This is a genomic window from Anoxybacillus sp. P3H1B (genome assembly GCF_001560855.1).
In the GTDB taxonomy this organism is placed as follows: domain Bacteria; phylum Bacillota; class Bacilli; order Bacillales; family Anoxybacillaceae; genus Anoxybacteroides; species Anoxybacteroides rupiense.
Map to the genome: position 1 here is coordinate 385,536 of NZ_LPUG01000009.1, position 24,608 is coordinate 410,143.

Sequence of the window (24,608 nt, forward strand, 5' to 3'; positions counted from 1 at the left end):
TCACACACCGTAATACTCTTGGATTTTTGCGGACATGTATTGGAAAAACGGCTCAATCGGCGTCACTTTGCCTGCAAATTCATCGTAAAGCTCGCCTTCATTGGCAAACATGCCGCTCAATACACCCATACGCGTATCCTCACCAATCGCCTGCCCCACAAACGTTTGTTCCATGATGTCACGAATTTGTTTTGTCTTTACTTCCCATCCATTCGACGTGGCGCCCACTTCGACTCGGCCAAGGAAAAACGGGTTGGCTACCTCGTACATACCACCGATGACAAAAAGTGGAGATAAATTTTCTTGACGGCCGCGAATGTTTCGATTCAACCCTTTTAAAATTTCAAAGAGCTGTTGAATACGTCTCGCTTTTTCCTCATTTGGAAGTTCGATTTCACCGTCGACACCAACTCGACTTAAATCAATGGTGAGTGTATAGGTGTAAAAGCTGTGGTGCTGCTCAATGTTTGCAAGGTTAGCGTCTTGACCAATGCGGCTGGCAAGCCCCATATTGTTTAAAAACTCTAAATCGCTTTTGTACGGCTCAAGCGAAATCGCATGGCTTAACCGCACAACAGCCGGGCGTTTTTGTGAATTTTTATCCGTTTTTAAATACCCGAATAAATCCATTTCTACCGAATCTTCAATTGTCGCCTCTTTTTTAAATTGAACAACTCCGCTCGCTTTGTCGACTGTGTTTAAGTTCCATCCAAACCATTCATTCCCGAGGCGAACAATATCGTAGCGGATGCTTTGGCGCGATGCGTAAGTATGGACTTCGCCATTGCCGCGATGAAACTTTTTCAACTCTGAAATGTTCGCAATTCCTTCACCGTAGTTAAGAGAATTCGCTTGAAAAATCACCGTCATCGTCAATGCTTTTTTCATGCTTGTACCTCCTCTTGTTCTTCTTTATATTGATCTGCTAATAATCCTGAGATAAAAGCGTTGGCAACCGTCGCAAAATCTAAGTCGCGTTCATGGAGCGCATTTAAAAAAATCGGTGCGATTGGGCGGTCGACTGACATATAAACGCGAAACAACGTATCCATAAAACTTTTTTTATTTCCTGCTTTTGCAGCATTTAACAGACGATAGGCAATGCTTGTCACTTTTTTATCCGATCCGCTTGATTGAATCATCGCTTTGCGAATCTCCCTCCCTTGATGAAACAAGGCGCTTACCCTTTTATCAGCAGCGGTCATATCTTTCACTCCTTTTTTAAACTGCATAATTCGATTTCGTTCCCGCACAGCAATGTATGGACCGATCATGCTTTTTCCACTTTTGATGCAATCGCGCAAATAGTGGTAAATCACATAAATCGGATCGGCGCCGCGCAAAACGTGTTGAACAAAATGTTCGCGATAATCGTATGGCTTAATATAATCAAGCTTGTTGGCATATCTTTTAAAGTAATGGGCTAAGTACATAGGCAAATGATAGTAATGTAAATGCGTTTTTTTACTGCTATATTCAGAGAAAAACTCTAGGAAAAACAGATGTTCAACGACGTAATCCGATTCTTTTTGGATACCTTGGATCAGTTGGCTGACAATTTTATTGAATGGTTCTTTTTGCTTCTTTAACTGTTTAAAATGATTATTTTTTTGTAAAATCTCAGAAAACGTAGCGTCTGTTTGCACAAATCCCGCATATAAGCGCGGTTGTGTTTGTCCATTCACGCCTTCAGTTTTGAAATACACAGCCACGCCGATCGGCGCAAAGAAAAGAACCATTTTGGCTAAAGAAGAAAGTGGTTTAGGTTGATCATCTTGAAAGTGCCAGCTAAAGTTAAACGCGTTATCTTTGGCCACGCCGATCGGAGAGAATACCATTTCTTCAAAATTGTAAAAAGCGATATGTTCATGAAAGAAAAGACAGTGATTCAACTTCGTTTTAACGTCTTCACGAATTTGGGCAATATCTTTCTTTTTCCACCCCCGTTTCCACTGTTTGAACACTTTATAGTCTTTATGTTGATCTAAAAAAGCGTGCACTTCTTCCGAAGAAGTCGCTTGTTTCAATACTTGCTCCAAACCTAAATCACAAACAACAGGAACTATGTAGCTTTTTTGAAATTCTTCAATATGCTCTTCTAAATTTAAATTGTTTTTAGATACATTTAAAAATGAAACTTGACCAAAAAACGCCTGAAGAATGGCAGCTTTAAAATAATTAAAAGTCAGCTTCTCATTCACTTCCGTTTCATGAAGCACTTCCTTAAAAGAACGAACACAGTCTGTTAAGATCTCAAACTGTTCATATTTTTTTATTTGCTTCATTTTTTCCAAGATATGTTCTAGTTCTTTGTTAGGATAATATTTTAGCACTTTCTTTCCTATTTCCATCGTTTTTTTGATGGAAGATACAGCGTTTTTAAATTGCTCCTCTTTTTTCGCTTGTTCCATGTATGTGTCGAGCTTCTCACTTTCACGTCTCGCAACGCTGTACTCATCCAACAAATACAAAAAATACGCCCGCGGCAACTGCGGCAATACCTTCGTATCAAGTTCGATTCCCCACGGTTGGACGACAATGCTGCTTTTGTATTCATCATGGATGATCCCTTGCTTTTGTCCGTACTCAAAGACGCGGTAGAGACCGACAAGCCCCATATTGATCATCCACTCGCCCATCCTCAGTTCAACTTTCATCCTTTCACCTCCTCCACTTCCAGCATGCCAAATCCTTGGTTGCGGCGTTTGGATAAACCGAGCTGATACAGCAATTGCAAATCATTAGGATGTCCTGTGATCTCAAAAAAACCATGGTACGCAGTGAAATACAAATAGGACTGATGCCCAAATTTACGCTCAAACTCCCGATTTGACTCTTTAACAACCATCTTTCTAAATTTAAGCGGTCGAATCAAAAGAGGCGTAAATAATCCAACTCCCCGATATTCAAATAAAATCAAATTGGCCAAATGATTGATATGCTTTTCATAGCTAGGGTCATTAGGTGAAACCGGCAATCCTTGTTCATCTTCGACTAAAATAGGGGAAAGAGTACGGAAGACAACTTTAGAACCACCCACTTGTTTTTCTTTTACGATGCTCATTTTTTTCCTTGACAATTGATAATGTTTGTATAAGAATTCCTTGTTTTTTTGTAAACCGTTATACACATTCAATAAAAACTCATAGTCTGGAGAACTAAGTATAATCGTTAATTCATCTAATCTGATTTCATCATGTTCATATTCAAAGTTTTTGAGAAAAACCGAAAAAACAAATGGTTTTGTCCGTTTTCCTTGTCGATACAATTTTTGATAATAGGACTCGTCTGATGCTTTTAATGCTTCTTTCATGATGGATACAATGGTCATCCGATAATTAATAGGTATTTTGTCGGTTTTAAACGTACATAAAATTCTCATGACACACCTCCCCTTAATACATATGTACTATTCTAAATCACTCCAGCAAAAAATGTTGTCATTATTTGTCGAAATACTCTGTTTTTTATCGATCTATGTTCACCTCATTGCCCTGAAGCACAGGCGGCGTATCATAAAAAAGGGCATACTGTTCGGGGTGTTTCTGAATATATATTTTTTCTAAAAAAATGAGCAATCTTGATACAACAATAAAAATTTTATCTTTTCAGCCTCTCCTTTTTAGATAGACGACCATAACAAACGTTCGACATCATGTAAGAATAAAACCTAATTTTATATGTAAACCTCAAATTCATGTAGCTTTTAAATAATGATATGTCTAAATCGCAACAATTCCATTATTTAACATAAACTAATTTTTTCAATGACTAAGTTCTGTTTGCTTTCTGCTAGATAGAACTAACCTCTTACATGAAAAGCGGCCTCTTATTCAAGAAGGCCGCTTTCTTCTACTTCACTCCGCTTCTACGCTGACTTCTGCGCTAATAATGAGCGCAATTGACGCTGTAATAACAATCCCCATCACCATGGCGAACATCCCTTTTTCCTCCCTTAACGGTTGTTTATTTTTATTTTACATCGATGAAACGCAGGGAACTCAGCCGGTTTTTGAACAATTTGCGAAATTCGTTCTAGAGGCAATCAAGATGTCTATAGTCCATAAGTCCTTGTTAAATAGCCATCATATTAATTGTAAGTAATCCGGCCTATAAAACCATGAAAGAAAGCCGATCCTTCCTTTGTGAAGGATCGGCTTTCTATAGAGACATTTCGTCCTCATCTTCAAGCATTCGCCTGCATGCGGCTGAACGGCGCAGAAAATAGATCGAAGCGGCCAAAAAAGCCGCGATCGCAATAAGGATCAATGGCTTTTTGCCGGCTTCGAGCGCACCAGGTAAAATCACACCGAGATAAAACAGCGCGCCGATCGCCAACAAAACGAGACTGTACATTTTATAATCATTCGCCTTCGCGCGAAGCTGCTTTCGTTCCCGTTGACGCAATTCCGCTTCCCTCCCTGATCCGTGCTTCTCTTTTCACTGTACCATAGGAAGGCGAAAAGAAGGCGATGTAATTTATGCCAATGCTTGTGTTAAATCCTCTAGCAAGTCTTCCACATCCTCAAGACCAACCGAAATACGGACAAGTCCATCAGTAATGCCAAGCTCTTCACGCCGCTTTTGTGGAATGGAAGCATGTGTCATTTTTGCTGGAAGCGAAATCAAGCTTTCTACAGCTCCAAGGCTTTCCGCAAGGGTAAAATATTGAACGCGGTTTAATAACTGATCCGCTTTTTCAGCGCTTCCCACATCAAACGATACCATGCCGCCAAAGCCGCGCATTTGCTTTTTCGCAATTTCATGATTCGGATGCGTTTCAAGTCCTGGATAGTAGATGTTTTTCACTGCTGGATGTCCTGCTAAAAACTCAACAATTTTACGCGTATTTTGCTCGTGCTCTTCCATGCGGATACCGAGCGTTTTTATACCGCGCATTAACAGCCATGAATCCTGCGGGCCGAGAATGCCGCCAGTTGAATTTTGAATAAAATGCAAATCTGTAGCTAACGGCTCCGAATTTACAACAACAAGCCCTGCGACCACATCACTGTGACCGCCCAAATATTTCGTTGCGCTATGAACGACGATATCCGCACCAAGCGCAATCGGTGTTTGCCAATATGGAGTGCTGAAGGTGTTATCGACAATCGTCAGCAATCCGTGCCGTTTGGCGATGGCGGCCGCCTCTTTCAAATCCGTAATTTTTAATAACGGGTTGGTTGGTGTTTCGATGTAGATGGCTTTTGTGTTCGGACGCAGCTGTTTTTCAATGTTCGTTAAATCGCTTGTATCCACAAATGTCGATTCAATGCCAAGGCGGTGGAGCACTTTTGTCATGACACGGTACGTACCGCCATACACATCATCCGTTAAAATGACATGATCGCCGCTATTAAACAGCATCATGACCGCTGTAATCGCCGCCATGCCTGAACTGAAGGCAAAGCCTGCATAGCCTTCCTCAAGGTCTTTTATAAGCTCTTCTAGAGCATGGCGTGTTGGGTTTCCTGTGCGGGAATATTCATAGCCTTTATGTCCGCCGACGCCCTCTTGCTTATACGTACTCACTTGATAAATCGGCACTGATACGGCTCCCGTATGCGGATCGCCAGCAATTCCGCCATGAATAAGCTTCGTTTTCCGTCTCATTGTTATATCCCACCTTCGTAAATTTTTTTGCTTAAATACCGTTCGCTGCTATCTGGAAAAATCACGACAATATGGGTCCCAGGCGGCGCCTGAAGAGCCTCAAGCATAGCGGCGTGGAAAGCGGCGCCTGAAGAGCTGCCAACGAGCAAACCTTCTTTTGCTGCTAATTCCTGCACGCGTCGGAAAGCATCTTCATCCGTGATCGTATGAATGGCATCAAAGTAGCTCTCATCCATATATTCTGGAAGAAACTCCATACCGATCCCTTCCGTTTTATGCGGCCCCGGCTCTCCTCCATTTAAAATGGAGCCTTCTGGTTCAACAATGACGGTTTTGATGCCCGCATTTTTTTCCTTCAAAAATTGCGCCGTTCCCATGAATGTTCCACCTGTTCCCGCACCAGCTACAAAAATATCAATGTTTCCATCAAGCTGCTCCCAAAGCTCTGGACCGAGCGTTTTGTAATACGTTCTTGGATTCGCTGGATTGGCAAATTGCTGTGGGCAATATGAATTTGGAATTTCTGCTAGCAGTTCTTTCGCCTTTTTAATCGCTCCCTGCATTCCATCGCTCATCGGTGTATGAACAACTGTTGCGCCAAGCGCCCGCATGAGCTGCTGTTTTTCCACGCTGAATTTTTCCGGCACACAAAAAATCACATTGACGTTTTTGCCAATGGCCGCCAACGCTAATCCGATCCCTGTATTGCCAGCCGTAGGCTCAATAATGGTTCCACCTTCTTTTAGCTTGCCGCTTTCAAACGCATCCTGCAGCAATTCTTGGCCAAGGCGATCTTTTACGCTTCCACCCGGATTCAAATATTCCAGTTTAGCAAACAAACGCACGCCTTTTGGCAGAGGGAATCGGGTAATTTCCACAATCGGAGTATTTCCGACTAATTCGTGAACACTTTTGGCTACTTTCATGCTGTCACCTCTTTCTTCATCATGAAAAAAGGAGAGAGCATTCCCTCTCCTTCCTATGAATGTTTTAATTCATCCACCATCATTTGAACAAGCTCGGAAGAATGGAGCGCTGCTTTGTGCAAAAATTGCTCAAATGACACGTTTGATTCTTTACCAGCAATGTCAGAAAGGGCGCGAATCACAACGAACGGGACGCCAAATTGGAAGCATACTTGCGCAATGGCTGCCCCTTCCATCTCCACTGCATGCAAATCTGTTAGCTTCTCGCGCACAAATGCTACTCGTTCCGGATCGTTCATAAATGAGTCGCCTGTCGCAATCAAGCCTTTGACCACTTGGATTCCTTGAATGCGCTCAGCACTTGCTTCCGCGATAGCAACAAGTTTAGCATCCGCCGCATAGCGTGCAGGCATACCAGGTACCTGCCCATATTCATAGCCGAATACCGTCACATCAACATCATGATGAACAACCTCGCTGGAAATGACAATATCCCCCACATTGAGCGAAGCGGAAAATCCGCCTGCGGAGCCTGTATTAATCACATAATCCGGCCGAAAACGTTCAAGCAAAATCGTCGTTGACATGGCCGCATTGACCTTGCCGATTCCTGATTTTAATAAAATAACATCAACACCGTTTAATGTTCCTGTGTAAAATTCGCAATTGGCAGCAACCGTATCTTGACGGTTGTCCATTTTTTCTCTTAAAATGGCGACTTCTTCTTCCATCGCTCCAATAATTGCTACCTTCATCCCTTCAACCTCTTTCACCTATTGTTTCGTAGCCTCCATCAACCAAACAAAACGGTTCATCGGTACAAAAGATACAGAGAATCCGTGCTTCGTAAACATGCTCTCAAGCACCGGCAATGTCGGATAGTATTCGCGCTTTAAATCTTCAGCCAAATCATGAAACCCTTTTTCCTTTGCTTCGATGACCATTTGCTCGAAAGCCTCGCGATCGACGAAAGCTGTATCCGCAAACACTATTTTACCACCTTTGTTCAGCATCTTTCCATACTGGCTAATCGCTTGTTCTTTTTCTTCATCTGTCAGGTGATGGAAAGCATATGTGCTGACAATCGTATCAATCGGTTCATTCGGCAATGGAAAGCTTAAAAAATCGCCGTCCTGAATCGTGACCGTATCGCCCAGCTTTTCAAACGCCTTTTGGCGCATCGGCTCCGAAGGTTCAATACCATAAACCGTTTTGCCGCTGCGAAGCAATTTTTGCGTTAAATTTCCTGTGCCGACGCCAAACTCCAACACAACATTTCCTGATTTTCCAACAACTGTATTTAAAATCGTATCATATTCAGCAAATACATCTCGATATTGCTCGTCATGTCCATGAACAGATTCATCATATGACTGTGCCCACGTTTCAAATAAATCAAGGAATTCTCTACCCATCGATGTCACACTCCAAAATTTTTATAATTCATATAAGTATACTATGAATTAACTGCTATGCTGTTCTCAATCTATCATATTTTTTTCATTTGTTCAATGAAAATATGCTACACTACATGTGTATATAGAGAATTGGGCAGGTCCATTATTTTCGTTGCTTCGGTTAGGCGATTGTTTGATTCCGACGGTCGGGTGACCGAATTATATTGTGCTGCTTCCAAACCAATGAATTGGACTCGTCATTTGCTTCTCTGTCACGCACTTTAGCGTGACGACGGCACGTTCACTTGCGTCCGATCACCGAAAAATAGAGCTTTTCCAAGCAATCATAAGCGCAATTGCCTATTTGTATAAATTAAGAAGGAGGGATAGCCATTGAACATTTCGCTTGACTTGATCCAAGATAAAGTCGAATGCTTTGAAGCCGCAGATTTAGCCACCTTAGAGAAAAAAATCAATGAACAAATCGAGCATAATAAAGCGCTTTTGCTCGAGGTTCATCATGTTTCCCATCAAATGCACGTCTCAGCAAACGGACAACGGTTTTACAGCGCCGTTGTTCATTTCAAAGCCAAAAAATAAACGGATTTCTCGCTTATGGAGAAATCCGTTTAATTTTTTAGCTGCTGCATTTTCGTCGGTTTCCATCCTTGATTTTCCACCCATTCAATATACACGCGATATTTGGCGCTTTTGTCCTTAGGAGAAATGGTAGCCACCGCTTTATTCGGACCATTGTTGCCAATAAACCACACAATCATATCTGCTGGCGACACTCCAGTGGCATAGCTGACAGCATCCAGCATTTCCTTCCAATCGACTGAATTCTCGTCAAATTGAGTGACATGCGGCTCTGTTTGCGTCGTCCCAATTGGCTGCCACGATGGATTAATAATTTCCTTCAACACTCCAGAAGAAGGATCGCCAGCTGTTTCAATTACTTCCTGTGATGGTTGTTCTTCTTCGGATGGCTGTTCCTCTTCATCAGCTGTTTCACCGTCCTTCTCTTGTGTTGTTTTTGTATCGCCTATTTCTACTTCCACCTTTTCATCTTCCTCTTCTTTTTTCTTTATGACTTTTTCTTTTGTCGCTGGCTGTGCGCTGTCCTTATCATCGTGCGAGAAAAGCAGCTGCCAGCTAAAAAAGATAATCAGCATTAACACGCACACAAGAGCGATATTTAACACGCGATTGATCTTTCGGCGTTTGGCACGCTGTTCAAAACGCGAATTCATTTCTTTTTCTTTTGCCAATCCTATCCCTCCCTGCGTCCTTACGATCGTTTTTATTGTAACATTTTGCTTCATCCTCATAAACGATTTCTTGATGATTTCGGATTTCCGTCCTATGAATGTTGTTTCGTATCAAACTCATATATTCTCTTGACAATATCATAAAATACATCATTTGTCACAGCTTGTGAGTTCGGACTGTCAAGATCAACAACAACCAGCACATATTTAGGCGCTTCTGCTGGAAAATAGCCCGCAAACCATTTATTAATCAGCGCTTCTCCATTTGCCGCCTTTTTTTCCGTTTGCGCCGTTCCCGATTTGCCTGCTACCGCATAGGGAAGCGTTTGAAATCTCCGGCCTGTGCCGCGCTCATCGGTAACGACCTTGCGAAGCAGCTCCTGCAATTTCGTCACTGTCGACCGCAACAGTGATCCTTCATTCGAAAACGGCTGCTTATGAAACGAAAAGAAGGTGGTTCCATTTTTATAGAGCATCTTCTCGACGGCTCTTACCTGTTCTGCTTCTCCTCCCCTAGCAATCGTGGCCATCATGTTAGCGATAGCAAGCGGAGAAACACGGACATTTTTCTGTCCAATCGACGTTTGCGCTATGGCTAGAGGAACGGACTTGTCGCTTTTGTCATACCAAATCGTCCCGCTTTTTTCTTCAGGAAGCTGGCGGAAATTTTTAAAATGATATACATCTCCCTCCCAGCCGACAAGCGGATACAAACCAAGCATTTGCGCATATTGTTCAATGACGTTAGGGTCTTGCTTGACAAGCTCTTTTCCTAAAGTAGCAAAAGCGTTGTTGCAGCTGACAGCAAAACTTTCATCGAAAGGCAGCACGCCATAAGAATGCTCCGTATCAGGGGTAGCGCCGTCAATTTTTCGACTGCAATCAAATGCTCGTTTGTTAGTAGCCACCCCTTTATCGATAGCAGCAGCAGCGATCACCGTTTTAAAGACCGAGCCAGGAATTTGCGGGAGAAGCATTTGATTTTCCGCGGCATTATTTTTATATGGATCGCGCGGATCCATCGCTGGTCGGCTGGCCATCCCCAAGACGCTATTTGTCTCTACATCCAGCAGCACAGCTCCACCTTTTTTCAATTGGTGCTCCTCTAATACCTTCTCCATTATTCGCTGCAAGTCGCGATCGAGTGTTGTCTGAACCGTAATCGGATAAAAAGGATTTCCCGGATCGTTATATTTCACATCAATGCCAAATAACGGCCCGCCTTCTGCATCGACATGGTATAACAGCTTTGTTTCTCCCTCAGGCAGCAAAAATTCATCAAATGCCTTTTCTAATCCATGAATCCCGATTTTTGTGTGCGGCGAAAGGTTCCGGTCACGATAACGCTCTCGCAGCAGTTGCGGATCCTCTCGTGTAAAACCGAGCAGATGTTCAGCATACGGATGCTCCAATGGATATTGTTTATTAATGGCCAGGACACCAGGAATGTGGAGCTGGTTAATTTTTTTTATTTCGTTCTTTGTTAATGAAAGCGGTCTGTCTTCCGCTAAAAGCACAAACGGTTCTTTCGCATCTTGTAGCTGTAAACGAATGGAGCTTGCGGAAACGTGTAAAATGTCCGCCACCTTTTCCACTGGCCAATCCATTTTCTTTAAAAAAGGAAACAAGATAAGGGAAGGAACAGATTGTTCTGCAAGCGGCTGACCGCTGCGATCCACAAACGTTCCGCGCCCATCGCTAATGACCATTTCTTGTGTTCGCTGAGCCACGCTTTCCTCAATTAAATTCACATGATTTTTTGAAAATGATTCCGTGCTCACTAGTTGAATTTGGACAAGACGGCCAATTAATAAAAAAATGCCAAGTTGTATAAGTGCACTCATGATGATCATCCGTTTTTTGCTCATAAAAAACACCTCGTCTTCATTGTTGACGAGGTGTAAGATTTTAAAACCTTTTCTATTACTGTACAGCTACGATTTTGACAAGCATCTCGCCGCCAGGTGTTTGTACGCTGACTTCATCGCCTACTTTTTTCCCGATTAGCGATTTAGCAATTGGTGAATCATTGGAAATTCTTCCTTCAAACGGATCCGCTTCAGCGCTTCCGACAATCGTATATGTTTCTTCTTCACCATCAGGTAGCTCAACAAAAGTCACAGATTTTCCAAGAGATACGATATCTGGATTTTCAGTGTCTTCTTCGATAATTTGCGCATTGCGAATCATGTTTTCTAATGTTTGGATACGTGATTCTACAAAGGCCTGTTCATCTTTTGCCGCATCGTACTCGGAGTTTTCGGAAAGATCGCCAAATCCGCGTGCGATTTTGATGCGTTCAACGACTTCCTTGCGCTTGACCGTTTTTAAATATTCAAGCTCCTGTTCAAGCTTCTCCTTCCCTGCTTTCGTCATTGGATATTGTTTTTCATTTGACATATCCCCTTACCTCCTTAAATATTTATGTATATAAAAGGTACGAACGGCAAAGCGCGTTCGTACAAATAAGGCTTTATGAATATGCATATCCCTTAAGCCAAATGTCCGCGAACGGTAAGAAACGTTCATCCTTCATATGTTATCTATGCTATGTTATTACAAAAAAGACTTTTGTTCAAGAATTGTTTGAATTTTTGTAACCATCAAATCGATCGCTACGTGATTGTGACCGCCTTCCGGAATAATAATATCGGCATACCGCTTCGTCGGTTCAACAAATTGGTTGTGCATAGGACGAACGACTGAAACATACTGGTCAATCACGGATTCCAATGTTCGGCCGCGCTCGTTAATATCGCGCTGCAGCCGGCGAATAATCCGAATATCGGCATCTGTGTCTACATATACTTTAATATCCATTAAGTTGCGCAATCTCTCATCTTCTAATACGAGAATTCCTTCTAAAATAATCACATCTTTCGGTTCGACATAAATGACTTCATCCGCTCTTGTATGCAGCGTGTAATCGTAAACCGGCTTTTCGATCGGCTCATAGCTGAGCAGCTTATGCAAATGCTCAATTAATAAATCATTATCAAAAGCTAAAGGGTGATCATAGTTTGTTTTTAGACGCTCTTCAAATGGAAGATGGCTTTGATCTTTGTAGTAATAATCCTGCTCAAGCATTAAAATCGAATGCCCTTGAAAATGCTCATAAATGGCTCTGACAACACTCGTTTTCCCCGAACCGGAGCCGCCTGCGACTCCGATCACCACCGGCTTCTTCCCCATCTTAGCGCTCCTTTCTCATCATGTTGTACGGGAAGACATCTTTTTCTACTTTAAATTTTACGATTTGTAAAGGATGGCGCGCTGCATCGATCTCGTTTCCATCTTCATCCCAGATCGTGCCCACCACTTGGGTAAAGTTATCGATTTCCGGACCAAAAAATTCAACAACATCGCCAGGTTTAAAGAAATTGCGTTGCTGTAAAGTCACCATTTTCGTATCGCGGTCATAGTCCAACACAAAACCAGCAAAATCGTAGGTTGTTTTTTTGCTGTGCACCCCAAACATCTGTTCTTTATATCCCGGCACCCCTTCAAAAAAGGCAGGTGCTGTATCACGGTTGGCACATTTATCAAGCTCATCGAGCCATTCCTTTTGAATCACAAAATGGTCTGGATCGGCACAATAGGCATCGATCACTTTGCGATAGACGCTGACAACGGTGGCCACATAATGAATCGACTTCATCCGTCCCTCAATTTTTAAGCTATCAATGCCCAATTCGATCATTTTTGGAATAGATTGAATAAGATTTAAATCTTTCGGGCTCATGGCAAACGGATCATCATTTTCATCAAATAAAGCGATTTCCTGGCTGCCGTCGAGCTTGTACAAATCATAATCCCAGCGGCATGATTGACAACAGCCGCCGCGGTTGGAATCGCGAGCCGTCATATGGTTACTCAAGACACATCGCCCTGAGTAGGCGATACACATCGCCCCATGGATGAAGGTTTCTATTTCAATATCCACCTTCTCTTTAATTTCACGAATTTCCTCCGCACTTGTTTCACGGGCCAGCACGACGCGCTCCAGTCCTTCTTCCTTCCAAAATTGCACCGCTTTCCAGTTAGCCAAAGATTGCTGGGTGCTTAAATGCACCTCTAGCTTTGGCGCTACCCGGCGAGCCGTTTCAATGATCAGAGGATCCGCCACGATAATGCCATGCACACCCGCTTCCTCAAGCCCCTGTAAATACTCCTCAAGTCCAGGGATATTTTCGTTATGAGCATAAATGTTTGTCGTCACATAAATTTTGGCACCATATTTATTGGCAAATTGGACTCCTTCTGCCATTTCTTCAAGCGTAAAATTGTCGGCGTTGGAACGAAGCCCATATTCTTGGCCGCCGATAAAGACAGCATCCGCTCCATAATGGACAGCTACTTTTAATTTTTCTAGGTTACCGGCAGGAGCAAGCAGCTCAGGCTTTTTCACAATCACACGCTTTCCATTCACGATTTGCGAAATTTGATCATTTTTCAACATACCGCTCCCTCCTTTATGTTGCATTTAATAAATCGTTTCTTTAAAAAAGAATCCTGTATCTAAAGGACGATGCTTTGGCTGAATCGCTTCAATTTCCTCCAACAGCTGCATTTTTTCCACTTCATACTGCTCGCGGTTCCCCGCACATAAATCAATGGCACGGCGATAGATCGCTGTCACCTTCGTAATATAGTCCGATTCATGAAGCACACCGTCAATTTTAAAGCTATCGATTCCCGCATCCACCATTTCCTCAAGCTCGTCAATAATGCAAATATCATTCGGGCTCATAATGTGCGTCCCGTTTTCATCCTCAAAAATCGGATATTTGTTACCACGCTCTTTGTCATGCAGAAACATTCCTTTTTCATACTTTTGCTTTTCAACTTCCATCATTTTTCCTTGATATTCAAAATAGTTGCCGATGAGCGACCGCTTTGATTGAAACATACATGTCATTCCATGCACTTGCACTTCAATCTCCACTTCTGCATGTTCTTTAATCTCCATAATGGCATCCATATTTAATTCACGTGCTAAAACCGCGCGTTTCGCGCCCTTTCGCCCCCAGTAGTTGCATGTATACCAATTGGTTGCCGTTGTTTCCGTATTCCAATGAAGCCTCATATGCGGAGCTACTTCACGTACAGTCATTAATACAGCAGGATCTCCAAATACGATAGCATCCACGCCGCTATCAGCTAAAAAACGAATATACTCACCTAGTTCGTCTATTTTCTCATTATGAAAAATCGCATTCATCGCCGCATACACGCGAATCCCATGCTGGCGGGCCACTTCCACCGCTTCCGCCATTTCAGCGCGCTTAAACTCTCCAGCTAAGCGCAAACCATAGCGTTGTTCGCCAACTATAACGGCATCCGCTCCTGCCTGCGCCAAAGCATGGATATGGGAAACGTCTGTCGGTGTTACAAGCAATTCTGGTTTTTTCACTGTTTCTCACCTCTTTTTCTCGATATGGCAATGCCGTCGCCGACCGGCAAAATGACGGTATCATAAGCTTCATTTTGCATCAGCCACTGATTATATTGGCGAATTTTCTTCACAAGCGAACGAATTCGCTTATTTTCAATCCCATCTCCTGCCGCCACAAGCCCTTTAAAAAGGACATTATCGGTAATGATAACGCCACGGGGAGCCAAAAACGGCTCGTACATTTCAAAAAACCGCTGATACTGCCCTTTTGCTGCATCGATAAAAATGGCATCAAATGGGGCATATTTTTCTACTTCGCTGGATACTTCAAGCGCATCGCCAAACAGCGCATGAATCTGATGAGCTGTTTTGGTTCGCTCTATATAAAAAAGCGCGTTTTCATACCGCTCTTGATCGCGTTCGACCGTAACGATCGTCGCATTCGGCAGCGCCAGCGCCATCCGAATAGCCGAATAGCCAATCGCTGTTCCGATTTCTAAAATGCGCATTGGCTGAATAAGACGCAAAACGTGCAACACCACTTCGATCCCGACAGCATCCATAATGGGCACACGATGCTCTTGGGCATAATCTTCCATTTCTTGGATTACTGTTTCGCGTTTTGGCATAAGATCTTGCAAATAGCGAATGATGTCATGCGATAACAAACGTGCTCCTCCTCGTAAAAATAAGAGTCCACATTAGACTCTTATGAACGAAATATATAGGATCATACCCATAACTTTATATATACTATCATAAAACGGGCAGAAATGCGAAATATTTATTCTTTTCCAATATACTTTGCCTTTTCGCGATTATGCTCAGCCAATGTGCTCGTAAAAATGACTTCGCCGGCTGGAGTAGCAAGAAAATAGAAATATCCGGTTTCTGCCGGCTCCAAAGCCGCCTCAATCGACATCTCTCCCGCATTTGCGATCGGGCCTGGCGGCAATCCTTGATGGATGTAAGTGTTATAAGGAGAATTGACCTTTAAATCTTCATAATAAACGCGTTCTTTATGCTTTCCTAGTGCGTAAAGCACCGTTGGGTCGGTTTGCAGCGGCATTCCGATGCGCAGACGGTTATAAAATACGCTCGCAATTTTTTGACGGTCAGCCTTTTCCGTTGCTTCTGCCTCAATGAGTGAAGCCATTGTCAATAGCCGATGGGTCGTAAATCCTTTCTCGGTTTTCTTTTCTTCATATTTTGCAAGCACTTCTGCCGTTTTGGCGATCATTGGCTCGATAATAGCAGGTAGCGGCGGTTTTTTTTTCGGGAAGGAATAAGTCGCTGGAAATAAATATCCTTCAAGCGGATAACGAATATTTTTGTTTAAGATATCTGGCGACAGAACCATCGGATATTTTTTGATCAGCTCTTGAATGTAAGCACGGTCATTAAGCTGATTCATGACCTGTTCCTGCTTATACCCTGTTTTTTGAGCGATAATCGTCGCGATTTGCGTTAACTGTTTTCCTTCCGGAATCGTGATTTTCAGCTTCATTTCCCTCATCACTTTTCCTGTTTTTAGTGAGGAAATGATTTCTTCTAACGTCATCGAGCGAGTCAATTGATAGTTTCCTGCCTGAAAATCAGCATGATTTTTAAATTTGACATAGTAGCGAAATACAGCCGCGCTTTTGATGATCCCCTTTTTTTCAAGGATTGCAGCAATATCGCTTACAGAAGAGCCAATGGGAATCGAGACTTGAACGGTTTTTTTATCCTCTGGATCGACAGGCTGAAGTGCAGATCGAATATATACATAACCGCCTATAACGGTTGTCAGCAACAATACGCAAACAAGCGCGCTAATCATAAAGACCACTTTTCTTACTGTTTGGATATCCTTTGAAGCAAATCCATTATGGTCCATATAATCCCTCCCTTCATTCTCGAGATATTATACTACAAATTTCTGCTTTTTTCTTCTATCTCTTATTTTTTTCTACAAAAAAAGACGGCCTTACCCGGCCGCCTTAGGAATTTATTCCTCGTCTTCTTCCTGATCCGCACAAAATGTATTCCATACTTCTTCGATCATATCCCATTCTTCTTCCGTTTCGATCGGCTGAAGTTCTCCTTCCTTCTCGCCTTCTCCTGAAATAAAAGCGGAAACGTGAATCTCTGTTTCTTCCTCGTCCTCGTACTCAACCCCAATAGGATAATAAAAAACGTACGACTTTCCAAAGTCCTCAGATTCAAATGTGAATAATACCTCGCATAGCTGCTCGTTTCCGTTTTCGTCTACGACTGTAATCTGCTTATCACCATGTTCCATGTTATTTCCTCCAATTATCGTTTACTGTCAAGATACGACTGCAGAATGATGACGGCTGCCATTTTATCGATCACTTGGCGCCGTTTTTTTCGGCTTACATCCGCAGCGATCAACATACGTTCTGCCGCTGTTGTCGACAGACGCTCGTCCCATAAAATAACGGGCAAGGAAAATTGGCGTTTCAGCCATTCCGCAAAACGCTGGCTCGCTTCACCGCGTGGGCCAACTGTGCCGTTCATATTTTTAGGAAAACCGAGCACAATTGTTTCCACCTGATATTCTTCCATAATTTCACGAAGCCGCTCCAAGCCAAATTGCTTTTTTTCCTCATCAATCGGAATGGTTTCTACTCCTTGAGCGGTCCAACCGAATTCATCGCTCACGGCCACCCCGAGCGTTTTTGTCCCTAAATCTAATCCTAATATGCGCATAAATCAATCCTTTCAACGACTCTGTAAATAGAATTTCACCAATTCTTCAATTAATTCATCCCGTTCAATTTTCCGAATAAGCGTACGAGCATCTTTATGACGAGGGATGTAAGCTGGGTCGCCAGATAGCAAATAGCCGACAATTTGATTGATCGGATTATACCCTTTTTCTTGAAGAGCCTCATATACTGTCAATAATACTTCGCGAATATTCGTTTCTGGCGGCTCTTCCGAAAAATTGAACCGCATCGTTTGATCAAATGAGCTCACCGTTATGCACCTCGCTCTCCATTCACACTGGCATCGCCATACCTTACATCCATTGTACACCATTAGAGTGAAATTATAAAATGGATTTTACCCATTCTTCGACAAATTGCAAGGCTTCTCCTATTTTTTGCGGGTCTTTTCCTCCCGCTTGAGCCATGTCGGCGCGGCCTCCCCCGCTGCCTCCACAACGAACAGCCACTTCTTTAATCAGTTTGCCTGCATGATAGCCTTTTTCAACTAAATCTTTGGTTACGCCCGCAATGAGGTTTACCTTCTCGCCTTGTACGGAAGCAAGGACGATCACAGCTGAACCAAGTTTTTGTTTCAGTTCATCCACCATTGTGCGCAAGCTAGTCATATCTGCCGCATGGACTTTGCTTGCTAAAACTTGAATGCCGTTTACTTCTTGTACTCGATCGGCCAGATGAGCGGCTTCCATATTGCTGAGGCGCGCAGCTAACGATTCATTTTCACGCTGTAGCTGGCGGATTTCATTCATTAATGCTTCAATTCTTCCGACTACATCTTTTGGATTCGCTTTTAATTGCTGCGCTGCTTCCTGTAATAAAGCAAGCTGATCATTCATAAAACGGTAGGCGGCTTCTCCCGTGACCGCTTCAATCCGGCGCGTGCCAGCCCCAATGCCCGATTCGGACACAATTTTAAAAAGACCGATCGCTGCCGTGTTCGTTACATGGCAGCCGCCGCAAAGCTCTAAGCTGTAGTCCCCCACCTGAACAACGCGGACAATGTCGCCATATTTTTCACCAAAGAGCGCCATTGCTCCCATCGCTTTCGCTTCTTCAAGCGGCTTATAATCAATCTGAACAGGAAGGCTGCGCCAAATTTGCTCATTAACAATCGCTTCAATTTTCTCTAGCTCTTCTTGTTTCACTTGTCCAAAATGCGAGAAGTCGAAACGCAAACGTTCTGGAGTGACCAGCGATCCCGCCTGATTGACGTGCGTACCAAGGACATCTTTCAGCGCTTGGTGCAGCAAATGGGTGGCTGTATGGTTTTTGACAATACGGTTGCGTTTTTCTTCAAGCAGGTAGGCCTGATAAGTTTCGCCTTTCTTCAGTGTTCCCTTTTCGACCACCACATGATGCAAATGCTGACCATTTGGCGCTTTTTGCACGTCTTTTACATAAGCTTTCGCCGCTTCTCCTTCGATAAAGCCTTGATCGGCGATTTGACCGCCGCTTTCTGCATAAAATGGCGTCACATCAAGTATAATTTGCGCTTCTTCTCCTTCTTTTATTTCCTCAACAAGCTCGCCATTCTTCACGATAACAGCAATAGAAGAAGAAGTATGGAGCTCGTCATAGCCAACAAATCGGCTCTCTACTTTGAGGGCGCCAAGTAAGCTGTCCTGCACTTGCATCGAATCGACATCTTGGCGCGCCGCGCGAGCCCGCTCGCGTTGACGCTCCATTTCTTGTTCAAAGCCGGCATGATCAATCGTCATTCCTTCTTCGGCGGCATATTCTTCTGTCAATTCAACTGGGAATCCATATGTGTCGTAAAGGCGGAACACATCTGTTCCAGAAATAGTGCGGCTGCCATTTGCTTTTTCTTTTTGGATAACGCTTGACAAAATGGCTAATCCTTCATGAAGCGTCTCATGGAAACGCTCTTCCTCATTTTTAATCACTTTTTGAATAAACTCCGTTTTTGCTTTCACTTCCGGATAGTAGTCAACCATAATTTCACCGACTGTCGGCACTAATTCATACATAAACGGACGGTTGATATTCAGTTTTTTCGCATACCGCACCGCTCGGCGAAGCAGGCGACGCAATACATAACCGCGTCCTTCATTGGACGGCAAAGCGCCATCGCCAATCGCAAACGTCACCGTCCGAATATGGTCAGCGATCACTTTAAACGCGACATCTTTTTCCGCATCCACGCGGTATGTTTCGCCGGAAATTTGTTCCGTTGCTTGAATAATTGGCATAAATAAATCGGTATCAAAGTTAGTAGGCACATCTTGTATGATAGAGCACATGCGCTCCAAACCCATGCCTGTATCAATATTTTTCTTTGGCAGCGGCGTATAAGTGCCATCTGGATTATGGTTAAATTGAGAAAAAACAAGATTCCATACTTCTAAATAACGCTCATTTTCGCCCCCCGGATATAATTCTGGATCATTTGGATCATTACCGAATTGCTCCCCGCGGTCATAAAAGATTTCAGTATTCGGTCCGCTCGGGCCTTCTCCAATATCCCAGAAATTCCCTTCCAAACGAATGATCCGTTCTTTCGGCAACCCAATTTCTTCATGCCAAATTTCAAACGCTTCATCATCCTCCGGATGAATCGTAACAGATAAGCGGTCAGGATCAAAACCAATCCATCTTTTGCTTGTTAAAAACTCCCAAGCCCAATGGATCGCTTCACGCTTAAAATAATCGCCGATCGAGAAATTTCCGAGCATTTCAAAAAACGTATGGTGGCGCGCCGTTTTGCCGACATTTTCGATATCGTTTGTACGAATGGATTTTTGGGCATTACAAATGCGCGGGTTATCTGGAATTACGCGCCCATCAAAATATTTTTTTAATGTCGCGACTCCGCTGTTGATCCATAGGAGCGACGGATCGTCAATCGGAATTAAAGACGCGCTTGGTTCTACCGAATGTCCTTTTTCTTTAAAAAAGTCTAAAAACATTTGCCTAATTTGTGCTGATGTAAGCTTTTTCATCTTTCGTGCCTCCTTTAGTCATATTTATGGTATAAAAAATAAACTCCCATCCCTTGCTCAGGGACGAGAGTTACGCTCGCGGTACCACCCTGCTTATGGACAAGACGTCCATCACCTCGATAAGCCGTAACGTGGCTGCTCCGTCAGGTTTTTCCTGCGCTCGGGATTAGCGTTCTGTTACCCTTCATCTGGAATTTCTTTCAGCCGCGGAAATTCCTCTCTGTGCGCACGGGCGCGTTAAGATGGACTGTAACATACTCGATCCTTCATCGCCTTGTATGTATACATGTATACCTTTTCATTCAAAGATTATAGACAAGCGGCTTTCGTTTGTCAATGTGTACTAAAACGCTCGCGCGCATGTAAAACAGCCACCTTTAAAACCGCCACAAAAGGAACAGCAATAATCATTCCCACAATTCCAGCAAGCTCCCCGCCTAAAAACAAAGAGAGCATAATAATTAAGGGATGCATATGCAGGCTTTTTCCAACAATCAGCGGCGACAAAACATTTCCTTCGAGAAATTGCAATAAAAAAATAATCCCCATCACAATCATCATCATTTTTGCTGAAATCGTCGCAGCCAAAAGGGCCGCCGGTATCGCTCCAATAATCGGGCCAAAATAAGGAATGACATTCGTTGCGCCAATAATGAGCCCCAATAAAAGCGGATAATTCATGCCGGCAATCCAAAGTGAAAGCGCAGCCACTCCGCCAATTAAAGTGCAAACAAATAACTGGCCGCGGATATAGTTTCCTAAAGACTCATCTACATCTTTTAGAAACTCGATTCCTTCTTTTCGCCACTTTTTCGGTGTTAGTCTCCAAACCGCTTGCTTCATTTCATCCATATCTTTTAACATATAAAAGGCGATAAATGGTACAAGTAAAAAGACCATCGCTGAATTTAAGATGCTTTTAACGCTCGTAACCGCCTTTGTCAACCAAAGTCCAAGCAAGGCCTCCACTTCAAGAATAGAGGTTTCCACGCGTTTGTGCATTTCTTTGGGCCATTTCGCTGTTTGGTCATGGATTTTCGTCGTCCATCCATGATACGTATCCGCCAGCATCGGTAAGCTTTTGGTCAATTCCTGCAGCTGATCAAGCAGCACAGGAATCCCTTTGTATGCGCCATAGCCCACCCCTCCAAAAAACACGATATAAATCATTAAAATAGCTAGGGCTCTCGGAATTCCTCTTTTATGAATATACTCGACAAGCGGATGAAGCAAATAAGCGATAAAAGCCGCAATGATAAACGGAGTTAATACCGTAACAATGAGCCGTAAAACAGGCAGCCAGAAATCCCTCAATCTCATAATAAAATATAGAAGTATAACGACTAACAGCATTTTGGTAAGACGAATGAAAAAGCGCATTTGCTCATTTTGCACGAATACCCCTCCTGTTCCCATAGTTTGAAAAGATGGAGAGGAGATTATACATCAAAAAAGGGAAGCCTTTATAAAGGCTCCCCCCTCTTTGTTACATAAATGAACGCATCATTTTCTTTCCCATCTTCTTCATTTTCCGCATATTCATACCACCATTGCGTTGAACAAGCTGGTAAGCTGCAACGCCCAAACCAATAGCAGCGAGCGATTTCATTGTACGATTCATGGTCATTCCTCCTCGCTTCCCTTAAGACGAAAGCGTTCGTTCTTCATCGCTGAATAAATCATCAAGCGAGCTGAGCGTTCCGTCTTCTTCGACTTGATGAGTATGAATCATCCCTTTATTGATGCTTAATTCAATAAAACAGTTCCAGCAATAATATTGATTCACACCTATTTTTCCCAAATCCTTACTTTGGCAATTTGGACATTTCAACACAAAAAGGCACGCTCCTCTTCACATCATCATTTACCTGTTATGTTAGACAAGCAGCTGTAAAAATATACATGGCTAAGGAAGAGCGCTTGATGCGTGCCTTATGGTTTTATTTTGTTTCTTCTATCATAAAGTCATACGGTGAAACGTTTTCCATCCCGATCCCCGCATCATCCAACGGCAGCTCCGTTTCATCAGCAGGCTCAAACAGCTGTTGAATTTTTTCCGCTAATGTCGTTTGCCTCACCCCGTCATCACAGCGTGCCGTTCCGATGCGAAACGCTTCCTCCTCACCGCATAAAATTAAAAATTTTTTGCTTCTTGTCACCGCTGTATATAACAAATTCCGCTGTAGCATTCGATAATAGCTTTTCACCACCGGCAAAATCACAATCGGAAATTCACTGCCCTGCGCCTTATGAATCGAACAGCAATAAGCGTGGGTAATTTGTGTTAAATCCTGTCTTGTATAAGTCACTTCGTTTCCATCAAAGGATACGACAACCAAGTCCTGCTGTTCCGTATTCTCTTTCGCGTAAAAGATGGCGACAATTTCACCAATATCGCCATTAAACACATTTTGATCGGGTTGATTGACAAGCTGCAGCACCTTATCGCCAACGCGATAAACCGTTTCGCCGCTGGACAGCTCGCGCTTTTGTGGCGATTTCGGATTAAACAGCTCTTGAAGCGTTCGGTTGAGACGATCGATGCCGGCAGGACCGCGATACATTGGGGCGAGCACTTGAATATCTTTTACCGAATACCCTTTTTTCCACGCATTATCAGCAATTTGCCTCACGACATCAACCACTTGTTCAGCTTTACAGCGAATAAAGGAACGGTCTGTTTTCGGAGAGCTTAGATCAGCAGGAAGCTCCCCTTTTTTCATACAATGGGCCAATTCAATGATGGAGGATCCTTCTGCTTGACGATATACTTCGGTCAAGCGAATAGTAGGAATTCGCGACGTTTTTAACAAATCCTTTAATACTTGCCCCGGTCCGACTGACGGCAATTGATCCTCATCACCGACCAAAATGACTTGCATACCAGTTGGAAGAGACTTCAGCAATTGGTTAGCTAGCCATGTGTCCACCATGGACATTTCATCGACAATGAGCAAGTTTCCTTCAATCGGTTCATCTTCATGATGAGTAAATCCTTCTGCAGCATTATAACCAAGTAAACGATGGATCGTCATCGCTGGTAATCCTGTCGCTTCGCTCATTCGTTTTGCGGCTCTCCCTGTTGGCGCAGCAAGCAAAATCGGAAAAGGATTTTCTTTATGATAATCCTTCGGGTCAAGCGAAACGCCGTGGAGGTCGGCAAAAATCTCCACAATCCCTTTTATCACCGTTGTTTTTCCCGTTCCCGGCCCGCCTGTCAAAATAAACAGAGGGGAAGAAATCGCTTGTTGAATCGCGTCCTTTTGCAACGGGCCATATTGTACATCCAACCGCTCCTCCAACCGGCCGAGCGCCAGCAAAAATTCCGCTTCTGGAAATCCTGTTACCTTTTGTTCAAGCAGGCGCTTTATATTGGTGATGATTCCTTTTTCCGCAAAGTAAAGAGTCGGAATATAAAAGCGGCCATCTTCATGAATGACTTTTCCCTCTTTGGCTAGATCAAGCAGTTCACGCTCAATCATGTCAGGAGGAATGTCCTCTCCTCTTTTCGATTCAAGCAGCTGCTTAGCTTTAAAAAGCAACTGTTCTTTTGTCACATATACATGTCCCTCTTGCAAACAATCGCTTTCGATGACATATAAACAGGCGGCTCGGACACGATCTGGATGGCTGCCGGAAAGGCCGAGCTGCTGGCCTAACTCATCGGCTCGCCGAAACCCAATCCCTTCTACATCCTCGACAAGCTGATACGGATTTTTTTGAATGACATCAAGTGCAGCTTCTTTATATACTTGGTAAATTTTCATTGACAGCTGCGGACCAAAGCCGAACTGAGAAAGAGCAATCATAATTTGTTCAAGGCCTTGGTGCTCCTTTAACGTTTCGTATAGCTCTTTCGCTTTGCTTTTCGGAAGCTTAGGCACTTTCGCGAGCGCTTCCGGATCTGCTAGTATCACTGAAATCGCTTGGTCCCCGAGCGCTTCCACAATTTGTTCCGCTGTTTTCTTTCCGATCCCCTTAAACAAATCGCTCGATAAATAATAGATCAACCCTTCCTTTGTTTGCGGCATTTCTTTTCGAAAATACTCGGCTACATATTGCCGTCCAAATCTTGGGTGATCTTTAAAAGCGCCGTAAAACACATAAACATCATGTTCGTTCATACGCGGGAAATATCCAGTTACAACAACCTCTTGCTCGTCATACCCTTCATTCGTTTCTTCAACGTGAATGCGGACCACGGAATAAAGGTTGCTTTCGTTATGAAAAATAGTGACGATATGCGTCCCTTTAATAAACGATTTTTCCCCTAACGCCCATGATTCTTGCCGCTGCAATTGGAATCCCTGC

General features: G+C 43.3%; 25 protein-coding genes. 1 reads left to right on the top strand and 24 read right to left on the bottom strand.

The genetic code is table 11. The features are described 5' to 3' along the window. The 8 genes from cas7i to AT864_RS02285 all read right to left on the bottom strand — a co-directional run bounded on the left by cas7i (position 1) and on the right by AT864_RS02285 (position 7,954). Positions 1-888 (bottom strand): type I-B CRISPR-associated protein Cas7/Cst2/DevR, encoded by an 888-nt coding sequence (gene cas7i, locus AT864_RS02250; RefSeq protein ID WP_066146026.1) that lies wholly within the window; start codon positions 886-888, stop codon positions 1-3. Then, complete coding sequence (gene cas8a1, locus AT864_RS02255; protein ID WP_066146031.1) at positions 885-2,657, bottom strand: type I-B CRISPR-associated protein Cas8b1/Cst1; 1,773 nt, start codon at positions 2,655-2,657, stop codon at positions 885-887. The genes cas7i and cas8a1 overlap by 4 nt, the downstream gene beginning before the upstream one ends. Beyond that, complete coding sequence (cas6, locus tag AT864_RS02260; RefSeq protein WP_066146034.1) at positions 2,654-3,382, bottom strand: CRISPR-associated endoribonuclease Cas6; 729 nt, start codon at positions 3,380-3,382, stop codon at positions 2,654-2,656. The genes cas8a1 and cas6 overlap by 4 nt, the downstream gene beginning before the upstream one ends. Positions 3,383-4,161: 779 nt before the next feature. Continuing rightward, positions 4,162-4,407: a YrhC family protein gene (locus tag AT864_RS02265; protein WP_066146037.1), complete on the bottom strand. Its 246-nt coding sequence runs from the start codon at positions 4,405-4,407 to the stop codon at positions 4,162-4,164. 72 nt (positions 4,408-4,479) lie between these two features. Beyond that, positions 4,480-5,613 (bottom strand): bifunctional cystathionine gamma-lyase/homocysteine desulfhydrase, encoded by a 1,134-nt coding sequence (locus tag AT864_RS02270; RefSeq protein ID WP_066146040.1) that lies wholly within the window; start codon positions 5,611-5,613, stop codon positions 4,480-4,482. A gap of 2 nt (positions 5,614-5,615) precedes the next feature. After that, positions 5,616-6,539, bottom strand: coding sequence for a PLP-dependent cysteine synthase family protein (locus AT864_RS02275; protein WP_066146043.1), 924 nt, complete (start codon positions 6,537-6,539; stop codon positions 5,616-5,618). Between the two features lie 53 nt (positions 6,540-6,592). After that, on the bottom strand, positions 6,593-7,294 hold the full coding sequence (gene mtnN, locus AT864_RS02280) for a 5'-methylthioadenosine/S-adenosylhomocysteine nucleosidase (RefSeq protein WP_066146556.1): 702 nt from the start codon (positions 7,292-7,294) through the stop codon (positions 6,593-6,595). A gap of 18 nt (positions 7,295-7,312) precedes the next feature. After that, complete coding sequence (locus tag AT864_RS02285) at positions 7,313-7,954, bottom strand: class I SAM-dependent methyltransferase (protein WP_066146046.1); 642 nt, start codon at positions 7,952-7,954, stop codon at positions 7,313-7,315. 375 nt (positions 7,955-8,329) lie between these two features. Here AT864_RS02285 and AT864_RS02290 point away from each other — a divergent pair, with 375 nt between their 5' ends. Next, on the top strand, positions 8,330-8,536 hold the full coding sequence (locus AT864_RS02290) for a YrzA family protein (RefSeq protein ID WP_044744624.1): 207 nt from the start codon (positions 8,330-8,332) through the stop codon (positions 8,534-8,536). Positions 8,537-8,565: 29 nt separating this feature from the next. Here the strand turns inward: AT864_RS02290 and AT864_RS02295 are convergent, their stop codons facing one another. The 16 genes from AT864_RS02295 to AT864_RS02365 all read right to left on the bottom strand — a co-directional run bounded on the left by AT864_RS02295 (position 8,566) and on the right by AT864_RS02365 (position 24,595). After that, the gene (locus AT864_RS02295) at positions 8,566-9,189 is read right to left on the bottom strand and encodes a YrrS family protein (RefSeq protein ID WP_066146558.1); all 624 of its coding nucleotides are present in this window, start codon (positions 9,187-9,189) and stop codon (positions 8,566-8,568) included. 110 nt (positions 9,190-9,299) lie between these two features. After that, positions 9,300-11,075 (bottom strand): penicillin-binding protein 2, encoded by a 1,776-nt coding sequence (locus AT864_RS02300; protein WP_066146049.1) that lies wholly within the window; start codon positions 11,073-11,075, stop codon positions 9,300-9,302. 55 nt (positions 11,076-11,130) lie between these two features. Then, on the bottom strand, positions 11,131-11,607 hold the full coding sequence (gene greA / locus AT864_RS02305; protein ID WP_044744626.1) for a transcription elongation factor GreA: 477 nt from the start codon (positions 11,605-11,607) through the stop codon (positions 11,131-11,133). Positions 11,608-11,763: 156 nt separating this feature from the next. After that, the gene (gene udk / locus AT864_RS02310) at positions 11,764-12,399 is read right to left on the bottom strand and encodes a uridine kinase (RefSeq protein ID WP_066146051.1); all 636 of its coding nucleotides are present in this window, start codon (positions 12,397-12,399) and stop codon (positions 11,764-11,766) included. Position 12,400: 1 nt separating this feature from the next. Further along, a complete protein-coding gene (locus tag AT864_RS02315) occupies positions 12,401-13,666 on the bottom strand; it encodes a U32 family peptidase (RefSeq protein WP_044744628.1) in 1,266 nt (421 codons plus the stop codon). Between the two features lie 24 nt (positions 13,667-13,690). Further along, positions 13,691-14,620 carry a peptidase U32 family protein gene (locus AT864_RS02320; protein WP_066146054.1) on the bottom strand — a complete coding sequence of 310 codons (930 nt, stop codon included), beginning with the start codon at positions 14,618-14,620 and terminating at the stop codon, positions 13,691-13,693. Beyond that, positions 14,617-15,270, bottom strand: coding sequence for an O-methyltransferase (locus AT864_RS02325; protein WP_044744630.1), 654 nt, complete (start codon positions 15,268-15,270; stop codon positions 14,617-14,619). The genes AT864_RS02320 and AT864_RS02325 overlap by 4 nt, the downstream gene beginning before the upstream one ends. A gap of 116 nt (positions 15,271-15,386) precedes the next feature. After that, positions 15,387-16,481, bottom strand: a complete 1,095-nt coding sequence (mltG, locus tag AT864_RS02330) for an endolytic transglycosylase MltG (RefSeq protein ID WP_066146058.1) — start codon at positions 16,479-16,481, stop codon at positions 15,387-15,389. Between the two features lie 111 nt (positions 16,482-16,592). Next, positions 16,593-16,886, bottom strand: coding sequence for a DUF1292 domain-containing protein (locus AT864_RS02335; RefSeq protein WP_044744632.1), 294 nt, complete (start codon positions 16,884-16,886; stop codon positions 16,593-16,595). 14 nt (positions 16,887-16,900) lie between these two features. Beyond that, positions 16,901-17,317: a Holliday junction resolvase RuvX gene (gene ruvX / locus AT864_RS02340; RefSeq protein WP_044744633.1), complete on the bottom strand. Its 417-nt coding sequence runs from the start codon at positions 17,315-17,317 to the stop codon at positions 16,901-16,903. Between the two features lie 12 nt (positions 17,318-17,329). Then, positions 17,330-17,587: an IreB family regulatory phosphoprotein gene (locus AT864_RS02345; protein WP_044744634.1), complete on the bottom strand. Its 258-nt coding sequence runs from the start codon at positions 17,585-17,587 to the stop codon at positions 17,330-17,332. A gap of 73 nt (positions 17,588-17,660) precedes the next feature. Continuing rightward, positions 17,661-20,297, bottom strand: coding sequence for an alanine--tRNA ligase (alaS, locus tag AT864_RS02350; RefSeq protein WP_066146060.1), 2,637 nt, complete (start codon positions 20,295-20,297; stop codon positions 17,661-17,663). A gap of 333 nt (positions 20,298-20,630) precedes the next feature. Continuing rightward, a complete protein-coding gene (locus AT864_RS02355; RefSeq protein WP_369815476.1) occupies positions 20,631-21,692 on the bottom strand; it encodes an AI-2E family transporter in 1,062 nt (353 codons plus the stop codon). A 91-nt stretch (positions 21,693-21,783) separates the two neighbouring features. Beyond that, the gene (locus tag AT864_RS17425; protein WP_172798665.1) at positions 21,784-21,918 is read right to left on the bottom strand and encodes a DUF3918 family protein; all 135 of its coding nucleotides are present in this window, start codon (positions 21,916-21,918) and stop codon (positions 21,784-21,786) included. Positions 21,919-21,939: 21 nt separating this feature from the next. After that, the gene (locus AT864_RS02360) at positions 21,940-22,131 is read right to left on the bottom strand and encodes a hypothetical protein (RefSeq protein ID WP_066146064.1); all 192 of its coding nucleotides are present in this window, start codon (positions 22,129-22,131) and stop codon (positions 21,940-21,942) included. Between the two features lie 106 nt (positions 22,132-22,237). After that, a complete protein-coding gene (locus tag AT864_RS02365) occupies positions 22,238-24,595 on the bottom strand; it encodes an ATP-dependent RecD-like DNA helicase (RefSeq protein WP_066146067.1) in 2,358 nt (785 codons plus the stop codon). Between the last annotated feature and the right edge of the window lie 13 nt (positions 24,596-24,608).

Bases quoted from the DNA above. Each gene is read 5' to 3' on its own strand.
- mtnN (WP_066146556.1), bottom strand. From the start codon at position 7,294: ATGAAGGTAGCAATTATTGGAGCGATGGAAGAAGAAGTCGCCATTTTA.
- AT864_RS02285 (WP_066146046.1), bottom strand. From the start codon at position 7,954: ATGGGTAGAGAATTCCTTGATTTATTTGAAACGTGGGCACAGTCATAT.
- AT864_RS17425 (WP_172798665.1), bottom strand. From the start codon at position 21,918: ATGAATCGTACAATGAAATCGCTCGCTGCTATTGGTTTGGGCGTTGCA.
- AT864_RS02335 (WP_044744632.1), bottom strand. From the start codon at position 16,886: ATGGAACATGGTGATAAGCAGATTACAGTCGTAGACGAAAACGGAAAC.
- AT864_RS02275 (WP_066146043.1), bottom strand. From the start codon at position 6,539: ATGAAAGTAGCCAAAAGTGTTCACGAATTAGTCGGAAATACTCCGATT.
- AT864_RS02295 (WP_066146558.1), bottom strand. From the start codon at position 9,189: ATGAATTCGCGTTTTGAACAGCGTGCCAAACGCCGAAAGATCAATCGC.
- greA (WP_044744626.1), bottom strand. From the start codon at position 11,607: ATGTCAAATGAAAAACAATATCCAATGACGAAAGCAGGGAAGGAGAAG.
- mltG (WP_066146058.1), bottom strand. From the start codon at position 16,481: ATGGACCATAATGGATTTGCTTCAAAGGATATCCAAACAGTAAGAAAA.
- AT864_RS02270 (WP_066146040.1), bottom strand. From the start codon at position 5,613: ATGAGACGGAAAACGAAGCTTATTCATGGCGGAATTGCTGGCGATCCG.
- AT864_RS02300 (WP_066146049.1), bottom strand. From the start codon at position 11,075: ATGAGCAAAAAACGGATGATCATCATGAGTGCACTTATACAACTTGGC.
- ruvX (WP_044744633.1), bottom strand. From the start codon at position 17,317: ATGCGCATATTAGGATTAGATTTAGGGACAAAAACGCTCGGGGTGGCC.
- alaS (WP_066146060.1), bottom strand. From the start codon at position 20,297: ATGAAAAAGCTTACATCAGCACAAATTAGGCAAATGTTTTTAGACTTT.
- cas7i (WP_066146026.1), bottom strand. From the start codon at position 888: ATGAAAAAAGCATTGACGATGACGGTGATTTTTCAAGCGAATTCTCTT.
- udk (WP_066146051.1), bottom strand. From the start codon at position 12,399: ATGGGGAAGAAGCCGGTGGTGATCGGAGTCGCAGGCGGCTCCGGTTCG.
- AT864_RS02315 (WP_044744628.1), bottom strand. From the start codon at position 13,666: ATGTTGAAAAATGATCAAATTTCGCAAATCGTGAATGGAAAGCGTGTG.
- cas6 (WP_066146034.1), bottom strand. From the start codon at position 3,382: ATGAGAATTTTATGTACGTTTAAAACCGACAAAATACCTATTAATTAT.
- cas8a1 (WP_066146031.1), bottom strand. From the start codon at position 2,657: ATGAAAGTTGAACTGAGGATGGGCGAGTGGATGATCAATATGGGGCTT.